The 13,755-nt window shown below is 39.4% G+C and carries 16 protein-coding genes and 1 riboswitch; of the genes, 5 read left to right on the top strand and 11 right to left on the bottom strand.

Annotated features, from left to right (window positions below; genetic code table 11):
• Positions 1-4 precede the first annotated feature (4 nt).
• The 4 genes from MMP72_RS00230 to MMP72_RS00215 all read right to left on the bottom strand — a co-directional run bounded on the left by MMP72_RS00230 (position 5) and on the right by MMP72_RS00215 (position 4,818).
• Positions 5-1,249, bottom strand: a complete 1,245-nt coding sequence (locus MMP72_RS00230; RefSeq protein ID WP_241313676.1) for a D-amino acid dehydrogenase — start codon at positions 1,247-1,249, stop codon at positions 5-7.
• A gap of 182 nt (positions 1,250-1,431) precedes the next feature.
• A riboswitch (glycine riboswitch) is annotated at positions 1,432-1,521 on the bottom strand.
• Between the two features lie 136 nt (positions 1,522-1,657).
• Positions 1,658-2,149 carry a hypothetical protein gene (locus tag MMP72_RS00225; protein ID WP_241313675.1) on the bottom strand — a complete coding sequence of 164 codons (492 nt, stop codon included), beginning with the start codon at positions 2,147-2,149 and terminating at the stop codon, positions 1,658-1,660.
• 111 nt (positions 2,150-2,260) lie between these two features.
• Positions 2,261-3,658: a class II fumarate hydratase gene (gene fumC, locus MMP72_RS00220; RefSeq protein ID WP_241313674.1), complete on the bottom strand. Its 1,398-nt coding sequence runs from the start codon at positions 3,656-3,658 to the stop codon at positions 2,261-2,263.
• Positions 3,659-3,810: 152 nt separating this feature from the next.
• Positions 3,811-4,818, bottom strand: a complete 1,008-nt coding sequence (locus MMP72_RS00215; RefSeq protein WP_241313673.1) for an SDR family NAD(P)-dependent oxidoreductase — start codon at positions 4,816-4,818, stop codon at positions 3,811-3,813.
• A 67-nt stretch (positions 4,819-4,885) separates the two neighbouring features.
• On the opposite strand from MMP72_RS00215, the gene tusD reads away from it, so the two are divergent.
• Genes tusD through MMP72_RS00195 form a run of 4 tightly spaced genes read left to right on the top strand, consistent with a single transcriptional unit; the run spans position 4,886 to position 6,291 of the window.
• Positions 4,886-5,254 (top strand): sulfurtransferase complex subunit TusD, encoded by a 369-nt coding sequence (tusD, locus tag MMP72_RS00210; RefSeq protein ID WP_241313672.1) that lies wholly within the window; start codon positions 4,886-4,888, stop codon positions 5,252-5,254.
• 43 nt (positions 5,255-5,297) lie between these two features.
• Positions 5,298-5,648 carry a hypothetical protein gene (locus MMP72_RS00205; RefSeq protein WP_241313671.1) on the top strand — a complete coding sequence of 117 codons (351 nt, stop codon included), beginning with the start codon at positions 5,298-5,300 and terminating at the stop codon, positions 5,646-5,648.
• A gap of 11 nt (positions 5,649-5,659) precedes the next feature.
• On the top strand, positions 5,660-5,944 hold the full coding sequence (locus MMP72_RS00200) for a hypothetical protein (protein ID WP_241313670.1): 285 nt from the start codon (positions 5,660-5,662) through the stop codon (positions 5,942-5,944).
• Between the two features lie 35 nt (positions 5,945-5,979).
• Positions 5,980-6,291 carry a TusE/DsrC/DsvC family sulfur relay protein gene (locus MMP72_RS00195; RefSeq protein WP_241313669.1) on the top strand — a complete coding sequence of 104 codons (312 nt, stop codon included), beginning with the start codon at positions 5,980-5,982 and terminating at the stop codon, positions 6,289-6,291.
• Positions 6,292-6,301: 10 nt separating this feature from the next.
• Here the strand turns inward: MMP72_RS00195 and MMP72_RS00190 are convergent, their stop codons facing one another.
• A complete protein-coding gene (locus tag MMP72_RS00190; protein WP_241313668.1) occupies positions 6,302-7,165 on the bottom strand; it encodes a DMT family transporter in 864 nt (287 codons plus the stop codon).
• Between the two features lie 123 nt (positions 7,166-7,288).
• Here MMP72_RS00190 and MMP72_RS00185 point away from each other — a divergent pair, with 123 nt between their 5' ends.
• Positions 7,289-8,686 (top strand): PLP-dependent aminotransferase family protein, encoded by a 1,398-nt coding sequence (locus tag MMP72_RS00185; RefSeq protein WP_241313667.1) that lies wholly within the window; start codon positions 7,289-7,291, stop codon positions 8,684-8,686.
• A gap of 1 nt (position 8,687) precedes the next feature.
• On the opposite strand, the gene MMP72_RS00180 is transcribed toward MMP72_RS00185, so the two are convergent.
• The 6 genes from MMP72_RS00180 to moaA form a co-directional block, all read right to left on the bottom strand.
• Positions 8,688-9,170 carry a helix-turn-helix domain-containing protein gene (locus MMP72_RS00180; RefSeq protein WP_241313666.1) on the bottom strand — a complete coding sequence of 161 codons (483 nt, stop codon included), beginning with the start codon at positions 9,168-9,170 and terminating at the stop codon, positions 8,688-8,690.
• 178 nt (positions 9,171-9,348) lie between these two features.
• Positions 9,349-10,587: a molybdopterin molybdotransferase MoeA gene (locus MMP72_RS00175; protein WP_241313665.1), complete on the bottom strand. Its 1,239-nt coding sequence runs from the start codon at positions 10,585-10,587 to the stop codon at positions 9,349-9,351.
• On the bottom strand, positions 10,587-11,510 hold the full coding sequence (gene moaCB, locus MMP72_RS00170; RefSeq protein ID WP_241313664.1) for a bifunctional molybdenum cofactor biosynthesis protein MoaC/MoaB: 924 nt from the start codon (positions 11,508-11,510) through the stop codon (positions 10,587-10,589). Before moaCB ends, MMP72_RS00175 begins: the two co-directional genes overlap by 1 nt.
• Before the next feature lie 250 nt (positions 11,511-11,760).
• A complete protein-coding gene (locus MMP72_RS00165) occupies positions 11,761-12,246 on the bottom strand; it encodes a molybdenum cofactor biosynthesis protein MoaE (protein WP_241313663.1) in 486 nt (161 codons plus the stop codon).
• Between the two features lie 2 nt (positions 12,247-12,248).
• Complete coding sequence (locus MMP72_RS00160; RefSeq protein WP_241313662.1) at positions 12,249-12,500, bottom strand: MoaD/ThiS family protein; 252 nt, start codon at positions 12,498-12,500, stop codon at positions 12,249-12,251.
• A 24-nt stretch (positions 12,501-12,524) separates the two neighbouring features.
• Complete coding sequence (gene moaA, locus MMP72_RS00155; RefSeq protein WP_241313661.1) at positions 12,525-13,556, bottom strand: GTP 3',8-cyclase MoaA; 1,032 nt, start codon at positions 13,554-13,556, stop codon at positions 12,525-12,527.
• Positions 13,557-13,755: the final 199 nt, after the last annotated feature.

The following is a 13,755-nucleotide window of genomic DNA, read 5'->3' as shown; positions in this document are numbered from 1 at the left end:
ACACTTAGCTTGGAAACTTCTGAGCAATTTCTTGGCTAATCAAGACCGCTGTAGCCGCGGATAATGTCCAACCCAGATGACCGTGCCCTGTATTATAGAAAACGCGTGATTGCTTACCTTGTCTCACCACTGGCAACATATTCGGCATCATCGGACGTAAGCCCGCCCAAGGCACGACATGCTCCGTTGAAATATCAAAGTTCTGATTGACCCAATTAATCAAAGGCTGGATACGATCAGCACGGATATCACGGTTATAACCATTGAACTCTGCTGTTCCAGCGACCCGAAAACGATCAGTACCTAATCGTGAGGTTACAATTTTTGCACTTTCGTCCAATAAGCTGACCCAAGGTGCATTCTTTACACTGCGCTCGTCGTTCAGTTGCACTGTAATTGAATAACCTTTTACTGGATAAACATTGACACTATCTCCAAGCAGATCCGCCAATTGATAGCTACCTACGCCACCACAAACAACCACCAAGTCTGCTTCAATTTCTGTTTTCTCATCAGATTCTGGATTCATATTCTCCGAACTGTTTTTACACTGAATAATCACTTTATCTTGCAAACATTTGACATCAACCACATCTAAACCAAAGCGATATTTCGCACCATACTGCTGTGTTTTTTCTGCCAAACCCACAGAATATTTATGAATATCCCCTGTTGCATCACCAGATGTGTAGTATCCACCAAAATAATCACCTGTTAAATTAGGCTCAATTGCTTTCATTTCCTCAGGTGTAATCGCATTACGTTCAAGTTTACCTTCTACCAAAACGTCGTTCACTTTTTTTGCGATTTCAAAGTCTTCTTTGGTGTGATACATATGTAAAATACCACGTTTTTCTAAATCAAAAGAAATGCTCTCTTTCTCAGCAATTTCAAATAAACGTTGTCTCGCCAACAAAGCCAAACGCACAGTCTCAATGGTATTGGCTTTATAATTTTTAATATGGGTCAAAAACTCGATCAACCAACGATATTTGTGTGCACTAAAAGATGGATTGAGCAATAATGGTGCATCTTTTTTGCCCATCCATTTCATACCTTTCAGTACGGTTGCTTTTTGATTCCATACTTCAGCATTACAGGCGGACAACTGTCCACCATTGGCAAAGGATGTTTCCATTGCTGGAAATAGGTGGCGATCTATCACCGTCACCTCATAGCCCAACTTAATGAGTTCATAAGCAGACGTTACACCCGTAATCCCCGCACCAATTACAACAACATGTGGCATAGCAAACTCCTAGAAATGCATAACATTTCTTAATGCATAGCCCCATCTGTCATGGTACCTGAGAGTTTTGGCAGATGATTACCAATTAATCATTGAGCCTTCCCCTTCGGTGAGTGTTTTTCGTAGAAGAAAAAATTATGTCTATGTTTCTACAAATTGAACACTGCTCTCCAGATTGTATGTCTATTATTACAGTCCTTCTGCCTGAGAGTTTCCGGGGTCGTTGCTCCTTCGGCGAGTTCATTGAAGAACTTCTCTCCCGCAATAATATTTATATCCTTATAAGCAATATATATACCGTTTAAAAATTCAGATACAAAAATCTTGTAATTGTTTGTAGATGGAAATTTATTCTGATGTATTAATCCACAGCAATAAAAAAGCAGACTCAAAGTCTGCTTTTCGTCATTAAAATTTACATTGCAAAATTTGCTCAGAAAACTGTCCTTTCCATTGCTCACGTAACGTCGGTAAATAGAATTTTTCACCGATCATCACCAATTCTGCATCAATCAACGCATGAATCTCATGCATCAAGACATAGTCCAAAGCAAGTAATGACAATTGAGCTTGTTTTTGTGAAATCCGCTTACGTTGAGTTTGGGCTTTCTTCACCAGCTCATTTGCAAAATCTTTATCTTTATACGTGGTAATAGCACTTAAACGTAGTTCGATGACACCCCAACCTTCCAATAACTTTTTAAAAATTTCAAAATCTTTTGAATTGGCTTCCCACGTCAGGTTTTCTAAATCGTTATCATCGGGCAATACTGGCAACAATAAATCAACCGTGCTTGGAAATATTTTCTTTAAATTCAACAGAAACTTAACAGGGTTTTCATGAGACAGACCAGAATATTGAATATGAGTTTGAGTATCTGTTAAATAAATATTAAGCATAGTAAAACAATGGTCTAGTCAATCAAACCAATATTGTACGCAGTTCACTTTATAAAAACCACTCATAAAAAAGTCCTCCCATAAATGGGAAGACTTATATTTAAAATAAAATCACGACTTACTGTTTGGTGAAACCATATTTTCAGGTTTAACCACTTCATCAAATTGCTCGGCTGTTACTAATCCAAGCTCAACTGCAACTTGTTTTAAAGTTTTATCTTCCTTATAAGCCGTTTTAGCTACTTTTGCTGAGTTTTCATAGCCAATCACAGGATTTAATGCCGTGACTAACATCAAAGAATTATGTAAGAAATAGTCAATTTTCTCACGATTTGGCTCGATACCCACTGCACAGTGATCGTTGAAGCTATTACATGCATCACCGAGTAGTTGAATAGATTGCAATAAGTTATAGGCAATCACAGGCATAAATACATTTAACTCAAAGTTACCTGATGCACCAGCCACATTGATGGTTGTATCGTTACCCAATACTTGAGCAACCACCATGGTCATTGCTTCACTTTGGGTTGGATTCACTTTACCAGGCATAATACTTGAGCCAGGTTCATTTTCTGGAATACGAATTTCACCAAAACCACAACGAGGACCGCTTGCCAACCAGCGAATATCATTGGCAATTTTATTTAAACTCACGGCTAAAGTTTTTAATGCACCTGAAGCAAATACTGCTGCATCACGCCCAGCCAAGGCTTCAAATTTATTTGGTGCAGTGACGAATGGCAAACCTGTAAGTTCAGCCAACTGCTCTGCTGCTTTCTCTGCATAATCAGAATGTGCATTCAATCCAGTACCTACAGCCGTACCACCTAACGGTAATTCGTAAAGCCCCGACAACCCTTGCTGCAACCGTTTTAAACCATGTTCTAGCTGAGACACATAACCACTAAACTCTTGCCCTAAAGTCAACGGTGTCGCATCTTGTAAATGGGTACGACCAATTTTGACGATATCATCAAATTCTTCCGATTTATGCTGCAAGGTCGCTTTAAGTTTTTCAACCGCTGGAATGAGTAACTCATTGATTTGAAGACTTGCTGCAACATGGATAGCCGTTGGGAAAGAATCATTGGTTGATTGGGCACGATTGACATGATCATTAGGATGCACAGGTTTTTGTGCACCGAGTGCTTGTCCTAATTTCTGATTGGCGATATTTGCAATGACTTCATTACAATTCATATTGCTTTGCGTACCTGAACCTGTTTGCCACACCACCAAAGGAAATTGAGCATCCCATTGTCCAGCAATCACTTCTTCAGCAGCACCAACGATATATTGACTTAAATCTTCAGGAAGTTGCTTCAATTCAGCATTGGTTATGGCTGCTGCTTTTTTCACAAGCCCCATTGCACGAATCATGGCTCGTGGTAAGCGCTCTTGACCAATCTTAAAGTTCTGTAAACTTCTTTGCGTTTGCGCACCCCATAAAGCTTCATTGGGAACTTCAATTTCGCCCATGGTATCGTGTTCAGTTCGCATTTGCATATCATCAACCTCTGATCTATTTGGTTAAAATTTTCACGGGCTGAAGCAAATAGATGCTTTGGCTAGCTAAGTTGTAGAATATCTATATCAATATCCGACAACCCTCATCATTATCATCAAACAGCCTATTGATGTAAATAAGAATCATTAATCTAATTACCTTTCAAGGTATTGAGATAAAATCGCCATTCATCTTCAAGCATTTGGGTTAAAGACCGTTTTGGTTCCCAATTCAGTACATTCTTCGCCTTATCAATATTTGCGCCTAGTTGAGCCAACTCTTGATTTTGATAAACCGCAGGTTGTGTACGAACCTCAGCTTGCGTAACTTTGGCTATTTCATCCAATAAGCTTTGAATAGAAGTCAGCTGTGAATGAGCGATATTGAAAGACTCTAAGCAATGGCTCTGAGTTTCTAACCAATTCATCGTCATCAATACCGCATCACAAGCATCCAACACATGTAAGAAACTACGCTCTACCGTGTGATCTTCTGTTTCAGCTTGATTTTGCAACTCAATACAATCTCTTTGCAAGGCTGCAACTTGTAAAGCGAGCGGCACAATATTTTTTGGAAGTTGCGTAACATACTCTCCCAATACCCCATGCTCAAATGCACCAACAATATTAGATAAACGAAAATTGACTATTTTCCATTCGTGATCAACTTTATAAGTATCGGCGATAATATCTTCAACGATTTGTTGGGTTCGAATATAAGGATTGGCAGAGCGATAATTGAATTCTGTATCTTCAGATAGGTTTGGATGCGATTTTCCGTAAACAGCGAGGCTAGATAAATTCAATAATTGCCGAACACCCATCCGTTGCATTGCACGCAATAGGCTCATGATACAACTGACATTATCATTATAGTATTCAAGTGGTTTCAAAGCAGATTCTTCGAGAGATTTAAAACTTGCTGCATGAATAACGGTATCTATTGAATATTGTTCGAATACTTTATTTAAAGCGGGTGTATTACGCACATCTAACTTTACAAATGGAATATACATACCTGAAATATATTCCAAACGCTCTAAGGTCTGTAAGGTAGAATTAGCTAAATTGTCAACAATAACTATTTCTTTCCCTTGAGCCAATAAACTCAAAGCAATATGTGAACCGATAAAGCCTAAACCACCTGTGACCAAAATCATTGTATAATTACCTTCTTTTTAATTATGCCCACCTTCATTTCGCCTATATGACCATAGTGAATATTCAATGAGTACACTACTGCTAATTACTTCTGCGCCAACTTCAGTAATGGCTTGGCACGCGTTTGGTTTGGCACAAGCATTAAAAAATAAGCATGAAGAAATTCGTGTCTTCTTTTACCAAGACGGCGTTCAGGTTGCGAACGATTTACAGTGGTTTCCTGATGATCAACGCAATCTAAAACAAGAATGGCAAAAACTCGGCATTCGACTCCCTGTCTGTGTCAGTGCTGCCCTTGCTCGGGGAATTACTGATGCGAGTAATGCAAAACGCCATTCACTTCAACATCACAATCTCGCTCAAGGGTTTGAGCTTGTTGGGCTAGGTGAGCTTGCGGACGCAGTGCAAGGTTGTTCTCGTCTAATTCAATTTTAATTTAAGTTCTTTAATAGAGTGTTGCTTTTAAAAGGTAAATTGTGTGAAATCTGTACTCGTCATCCTAACGCAGCCCAATTTAACCAGTTTGCAGGTCAATGAAAGTTTATCTGCAACTATGGTTTTAGCAACCTTTGGTATTCCTGTCAAAATTTTATTAAAGGATGCTGCACTAAGCTTATTGAACCATCAGTTGGCATTTGACCAACTCAAGCATGCTTTTAAAGTCGCATCAAATATGGTCGAAAGTTTTGAATTTTACGATTTAACTCCTATTCTGATCGAAACAAAAAATCAACAACTGAGTGTGGTTCAGAACTCTGAACAAGAGATCGAATTTATTGAACTCAATCCACAGTTCATTCAATCATTTGATCATGTGTTGTACTGGTAGGGAGTCATACGATGAAAAATACCACTCTATTTTTAATTCAATCACCCTATTCTCAACTCGACAAGATATGGCGTGAATTGCGTCAAATAGCTCAGGCTGATGACCCGATTGTGATCATGGGTGATGCAGCCCTACAAGTATCTCAAAACATCATAGATACTTTTTCTAATCTTTATTGTTTAAGTAGTGAACAAAGCTTGTTAAATGATGAAGTTAAAGATCATGTAAAAATTATCGAATACGCTCAATTCGCTGATTTAATCGTCCAGTTTGATCGTTGTATTACTTTGAAATAAAGCATTTTCTAATTTAAATTTACTTAGGCTATTTTATGCAATTAGCATTAGACCAAGATGGTCATTTAATTGATTATACGATTTGGAATCAAAAGGTTGCTCATGAGTTGGCTAAATCTTTAGATTTGGAATTAACAGCATGGCATTTTGAAGTGCTCAATGCAGTACGTCAGTTCTATCAACAATTTGGGCACTCACCAGCAACTCGTCCATTGATTAAATTTTTAATGAAAACAGTCAGCCCTGAAATCAATAATGCCGAACTACAACAGCGCTTTAATACAGGTTTAGTCGCCCGTCATTTAAGTCGTTTGGCTGGTGTGCCTAAACCTGCAAATTGCTTGTAATGATGTAAGCTCAAGCAAACTTTTTGGCACACGTCACACAAGCAATGACAGCGATAGTCACTGCAAACATCGTCATACTCACCTGTTCATGTAAGACAACAGCGGCAATCGCCAACCCAAATATGGGTTGTAATAACTGTAACTGTCCGACTGTTGCAATACCACCAAGGGCCAAACCTTTGTACCAAAAAAAGAAACCGATGAGCATACTAAAAATAGAGACATAAGCTAAGCCCAACGTTGCAGACCATGAAATGTGCTCAAAGCTGACTGGCATAGACCAATATGAAATGACCAGCATCATCGGTAAGGTTAAAGTGAGCGCCCAACATATCACTTGCCAACCACCTAAATGCTTTGACAACTTGCCACCCTCAGCATATCCAAATCCACATAGTAGGATGGCCAATAACATAAAAATGTCACCATAGTTGAATGACCAACTTTGGGTTTGAATTAGCATATAAGCAAACACAAGCGTAGCGCCTAAGATAGCAAATAACCAGAATGCAAAATTAGGGCGCTCGCCGCCTCGTAACACACCGAAAATAGCGGTAGCTAACGGTAATAACCCAATAAAAACGATGCTATGTGCAGCACTGACATATTGTAATGCTAGAGCTGTAAAAAGTGGAAAACCGACGACAACACCAATCGCAACATACAATAACGGCATCCAGTCTTTTCTATCAGGTAATTTTTGACGAGATAGCAGAATTAAAATGAGTCCTAAAATACCTGCGATAGCAGCCCTTGCAGCGGTTAAGAATGTAGGGCTAAAATCCATAACAGCAACACGCGTTGCAGGTAAAGAACCAGCAAAAATAATGACACCAATCAACCCATTGATCCAACCACCGCTTAAAAACTTCATTTATTCTCTCCACATCTATATGGAGAATTTAAACTGTGATATGGTTTATATACCACACACAATACAGTACAATTTTAAATAACTGTATTGCATATAACACCAGTACAGTTAGAGCACGAATAGATGAGAACAACAAAAATTGATTTCGTTATACAGCATGTTCATGAGCAAATTAAAAATCGCTCGTTGATGCCCGGCTCAAGATTACCCTCTGTACGTGCTTTAGCTGATCGACTGACTTTGTCAATTTCTACGATTGTCGAAGCCTATGAACGCCTTGCTGCACAAGGTTTAATTGAGGCCAAAACAGGTTCAGGCTATTTTGTTTCTGGCCCTCTCGCACCATTATCTATTTCTGAAATTCATCCGAAGATAGATCGAAACATTGATCCTTTATGGATTTCACGACAAGCGCTAGAAGCAAACCATGAGGTTTTAAAACCGGGATGTGGTTGGCTACCCGATGATTGGATGCCCCATGAAAATATACGCAAAGCGATCCGAAAAATATCAAAAGCCAATGCAAAAATCCTGACCGATTATTCTACTCCGCTTGGTCTACCTGCATTACGCGAACTGCTATCCCGTAGGATTTTATCCAAAGGAATCGAAGCATCGCCAAATCAAATTTTGCTTACTGATTCTGGCACACAAGCGATTGACTTAATTTGTCGTTATTTTTTAAAACCCAATGACGTGGTCCTCGTAGATGACCCGTGTTATTTTAATTTTCATGCTCTGCTTAAAGTTCATCAAATACACATTGTGGGTGTGCCATATACAGCAACAGGTCCTGATGTAGAGGCATTTTCTCACGCGATTAAAACGTATAACCCACGTTTATACATTACCAATTCAGCGATTCACAATCCTACAGGTGCAGTGTTAACAGCTACAACGGCTTATCAAATTTTAAAGCTGGTTGAACAATCCAATTTGATTGTGGTCGAGGATGATATTTTTGCTGATTTGGAATTACACACAGCGCCACGACTTGCTGCACTCGATGGATTATCAAGTGTGATCCATATTGGGAGTTTTTCTAAAACCATGTCTGGTTCTGTTCGAACAGGATATCTCGCCACTAAACCTGAGTGGATTGAGGATTTAACCGATATAAAAATCGCAACCTGCTTTGGTGGAAATCAGTTATCAGCCGAGATTTTATACGCAGCATTAACAGATGGAAATTATCGAAAGTATTTAGACGAATTAAAAGTACGTTTGTCAAAAGCGATGGATTCAACCATAAAGCAATTAGAGCTACTCGGAATAAAACCGTGGGTTAAGCCACAAGCAGGGATTTTTCTATGGTGCAAATTAGCAGATGATTTAGACACCACCCGTATTGCCAAAACATGTCTTGAACAGGGTGTGATTTTGGCGCCAGGAAATGCATTTAGCCAAAGCCAAAATTATCAAAACTTCATCCGCTTTAATGTGGCTCAATCTTTAGACCCGAAAATTTTCGATGTTCTATCCCAAGCAATTCAACATGAAATAGAACAACAAAAATTGTAAATCATGCACTTTTTTGTTTTTGCTGCATAAATGCAAAATAACCCGGACCAGCGGTAGCGCGTACATCTTGAACATGAATCGATTCATCACATTCTGAACAGACCACTTTAGGGATCATTTTCTTTCCACACGCCTTGTGAGTAAACTCAATCGGCTGACCAAACCCCATATCCATCCACTTATCCGCCCATTGTACCATCGACAAGATAATCGGATAGAGATCTAAGCCTTTGTCTGTCAGTCGGTATTCAAAACGCTCCTGCCGCTCCACATAAGGAACTTTAGTCAAAATACCATGTTCAACCAAACGCTTTAATCGCTCAGAAAGCACATGTCTAGTTAAACCTAGGCTACGTTGGAAATCGTCAAAACGACGCACCCCCATAAACGCATTGCGTAAGATCAACATCGTCCAACGATCGCCAAGTACGGAAAGTGTTCTCGCCACTGAACATGGCTGATCGCCTATCTCATCCCATTTCATTATTATCACCTAATCATTATTTTAACGTTTTTAAAAAGACATTGAACCTTGTCTTGAACCGTAATGCTTAGAAACTAAACAATATAAAATATACACTAAACGATCTCCTCTATCAGATGCAATATTGGCACTTAGCTAAAAGAGCAAAAAACAACAAGTTACAGAAATTTCTTAAATCCTAATTATGAATAAATAATCCTGACACCTGCTGTCCTGCTTCCATTTTAATATTGGCGGGAATACGCACTAAACAATTCGCCTGCATAAGATTACTCAGCATATGCGATTGTTGTTTCGCTAAGCTTTGCAATTTAAGTTGTCCTTGCTCAAAGTAAGCATGCATGCGCAAAAAACGTTCACGAGCATCAGATTTAAGTTCATGCGTCAGAATAGCGCTAAACCACGGTAATGGCTGATCTTGATTTTGTAGTGCATCTAACAAGGTTTTACCATAAATTTGCATTGCTACATATACGGCGGCTGGATTGCCTGGTAATCCAAGTAAATAACAATGATGACCATCACGCTCTACTGGCTTATATTCTGCAAAAAATAGTGGTTTACCCGGTTTTTGTTTCACTTTCCAAAAGACTTGCTCAAATCCCGTTTCAAATGCACACGGACGAACAAAATCATAATCTCCAACAGAAACCCCTCCAGTGCTAATAATCACATCATACTGTTGTTTTAGCCCTTCAAAACATTGTGTAACTTGTTCTGCTTCATCGACAATATGTAGAATCTCAACATCTAGTCCATAGTCTTTAAACCATGCTTTTAAAAGTGGACCATTGGCATCAAAAACTTTGCCTACCTGTAAATCCTCTGGTGTTTCCGCAACCTCATCCCCAGTAATGACCATAGCAATTTTGGGTACACAAAAAACCTCTATGCTTTGCACACCAGCCATACTGAGCGCTGCAAGTGCACCAATATTAATTTTCTGTCCAATATCAGCTAATTGTTGTCCTTGCTGAACTTCTTCACCGGTAAAACGAATATCTGCTTGCGGTCTAATGTGTTCAGCTAGACGAATCTTAGAATCAGATTCAACAAGCACAATTTCTTGTCGTGCCACATGTGTAGTGCCTTCTGGTATTTTACCACCAGTAAAAATTCGAATCGATTGCCCTTGCAGCAATGGGCGATCAGATACACTTCCAGCTTTAATTTCACCCTTTAGCTCAAAACAAACATCTTGAAGCTGTTCAAGCGCGGTATTCAATGCATAACCATCGACCGCGCTTTGGGAAAAGCTAGGCAGATTCACTTCTGAATAGACGGCTTTGGCTAAATAACGATTGAGACATTGTCCTAAGGGCAATATCTCTGTCGCAAGTACTTTAGGCTGTGTCTGTATCAGTTGTAATGCCTCATCAATACTGATTAGACCTTTTTCAGCACCACATCCTGACATTATTCATATCCTCCTGGATGCGGTAAATCTCGACAAACATCAAAAATATGAACTAAAGCTGGCAGAATCGCGGCCATAGATTCACTTGCACCACCACGGCTGCCCGGTAAAGTCACGATCAATGAACGATCAATAAAACCCGCAACCCCACGTGATATTGCCGCATATGGTGTCCGTTTTTGACCAAAGGAACGTGCTGCTTCCATTAGTCCATCCAGTTTTCTTTCTAATAATGGCTCAAGTGTATCAACCGTAATATCACGCGTCCCAATCCCTGTACCACCAACGGTCATAATGCATGCACAAGACTTGGTCAGCTCTAACACCAAATCTTTAAGTTGATCAGACTCATCAGGCAAAATCTGATAATGAATCGGATCAAAACCAGCTTCGGTTAAGGTATCAACGACAGATTTCCCCGCAGTATCAGGCTTACGTCCTGCTGCAACCGTATCAGAAAGAACAATCACAGCGGCAGAAACTGGCTGACGCAAGGTACGTTTAAAGTGGGACTTACCGCCTTTTTTCTTGAGCAATTTGCATTGATCTAAACACAGTTCGTCAGGCTCACAATGTGGCTTCAACATATCGTAAATAGTTAATCCAGCTAAACTCGCTGCGGTTAAAGCCTCCATTTCAACACCAGTTGGCCCAATGGTTTCAACTGTCGTTAAGATCACCACATGATCATCTTTTAAATCATAGTCAACATCAGCACGGTAGATCGGTAAAGGATGACAAAGTGGAATGAGTTCATCTGTACGTTTTGCTGCCAAGATACCTGCAATACGCGCTGTTTTTAAAGCATCGCCTTTTTCAGTATTTCCATCACGCAATAGCTGAATACAATGTGCGGGTGCATATAAAATTGCTTGTGCTTCTGCTACACGATAACTTTCGGGCTTCATCCCAACATTTTTCATTCATTCTACCTTTTAAATTTTATACAAAACGGAGTCTTGTCGAGTCCTCATCATATTTTTAGGATAAGCCTGCGGCTCGCCTTACTTTGGTTTCGCCCAAAGTAAGCAAAGGCATTGTCATCCGCAAAACCTGACTACTTCTTGCATTAATCTCATATTATCTATCCAACTCACAGCTTTCTATTATTTAATACCACGCAGGTTGCGGATGACGTTTCCGAGTATCCAATTTCACGTTGAATCTAATACATTAATCATGTGCACAATGTTTATGTTCATGGATATGTAGTCGTGGTTCAGTCGTATCCTTACGAATACAGCAGCCTTCAACGTATTGGCTGGTTCCATCCATAAAGAATTCTTCTTTCCAGATCGGCACCTCATGCTTGACACGCTCAACCGCTTCTTCACACGCCTGAAATGCTTCACGGCGGTGTGCCGCATAAGCGATGGCAATAATCGCGGTTTCACTGACATCCAAATAGCCAATGCGGTGCATGACACGCACATAAGAAACCTGATACTTATCTTTAATTTGCTGTTCAATCTCACGGATCATCTTTTCAGCAACAGGTGTATACGAGGTGTATTTTAACGCCTTGACAGCTTTTCCTTCGTGATGATTCCGCACTGTACCGATAAAAATATCAATGCCACCACATTCAGGAAAGCTTTGAATTGGATCGAAACAATCTAAAATTAGAGCTTGCTCTTGAACCCTAGCAAATTCACGCATTTTTATCCTCCTGCTACTGGTGATAACAGCACTAATGTACATGAAGAATGCAATGCTGTTTGTCGAGCCACAATATCTTCACCAATGGCACAAGCGCATTTTTCCATTGCTGTTGCAGACTCAGGATAAAGCGATACCAAATGCGCAAGTACATCTTTAACCATTTGATCGGCAGAAAACTCAAATGTCAGCGCTTTCGGTAATAACCGTTCTATTGCGCCAAAGGCCTCTATTTTAATCTCAATGGTTTGCATGTTTTCTCCAGACCACTTTTCTCTCTAACCACCAAGCATGTGCATACTAATTTTACGTGCTTGTTGATGTTGTATCGCATGATAACCTTTTGCTTTATTCCAAATATAAGGTTTTATTTGTAAATCAAGCTGTTGGAAATCAATCACTTTCTCTTGCCCCAACTGTCGAACTACATCGAACAAATAAGGTTTAATATTTAAACCTTGTTGCGCAAAAAGACAGTTATATAACTCACCCTGTGCAGTTAATCGAATCCGATCACATTCACCACAAAATGAATGAGTAATGGTCGAAATGATACCAATACAGTATTGCCCATCAAGTTGATATTGACGAGCAGGTTCATGGTGTTGCTGAATGGGCTGAATATCATAATGTGGTTTAAGTTGTTCAAGAATTTCCGCCTCACTGACAACCGCTTGATTGCTCCAATGCTGATCACCATCCAAAGGCATAAACTCAATAAAACGTAATGGAATATCGTGTTGTTTTGCCCATTTCACCATCGGCAAGATTTGGTCATCATTTTGACCTTTCATCAATACACAATTGATTTTAAATGGAAGTCCAGATTTTTTTGCTGCTTCAATGCCATTTAAAACAGGGGCAAGTTCTTTTTTTGTGAGTTGCTTAAATTGATTTGCATCCAAACTATCAAGACTAATATTTAAGTCGTCTAAACCAGCCTGTTTAAGCTGTTCAGCATATTTTGCAAGATAATGCGCGTTGGTGGTCATAGAAATACGCTTCAAGCCCAAAGCTCTTAAACTTTGCAGATCACGAATAAAATGTACGACACCCTGACGCATCAAAGGTTCACCACCGGTAATACGAATATTTTCAATGCCTTGTTTAACCATATACTGGCAGAAAACCAGTAAAGCTTCAAAACTGAGTAAATCTTGTTTTTTTATCCATTCAGGATGTTCAGGCATACAATAAATACATTTGAAGTTGCAACGATCCGTCACGGAAATCCGCAACTTCCGTTTAATACGACCATACTGATCCTTTAAGATCGGTAATAAGGTCGTGTCATCTTTCTCATGCTTCATTATATGCACTCATATTGTGAATCTTTTTACTGGGTTTAGCACAAGTTCTGTGCATCCTTGCTTTACTCATCACAGTGAATTGTCTTTTATTAAAGCAATAATTATTCCAATCCTTAATCATCTTTGGACCTTACGTTGTTTATTTAATCAAACAAGCAACGCTTTCAACCTATAAACAAAAATACATGCTGTCCTCAGT

It is taken from the genome of Acinetobacter sp. NIPH 2699 (assembly GCF_022549355.1).
Lineage (GTDB): Bacteria > Pseudomonadota > Gammaproteobacteria > Pseudomonadales > Moraxellaceae > Acinetobacter.
Note: the sequence above shows the minus strand (reverse complement) of the source record. Positions and strands in the feature narration are given on the sequence as shown.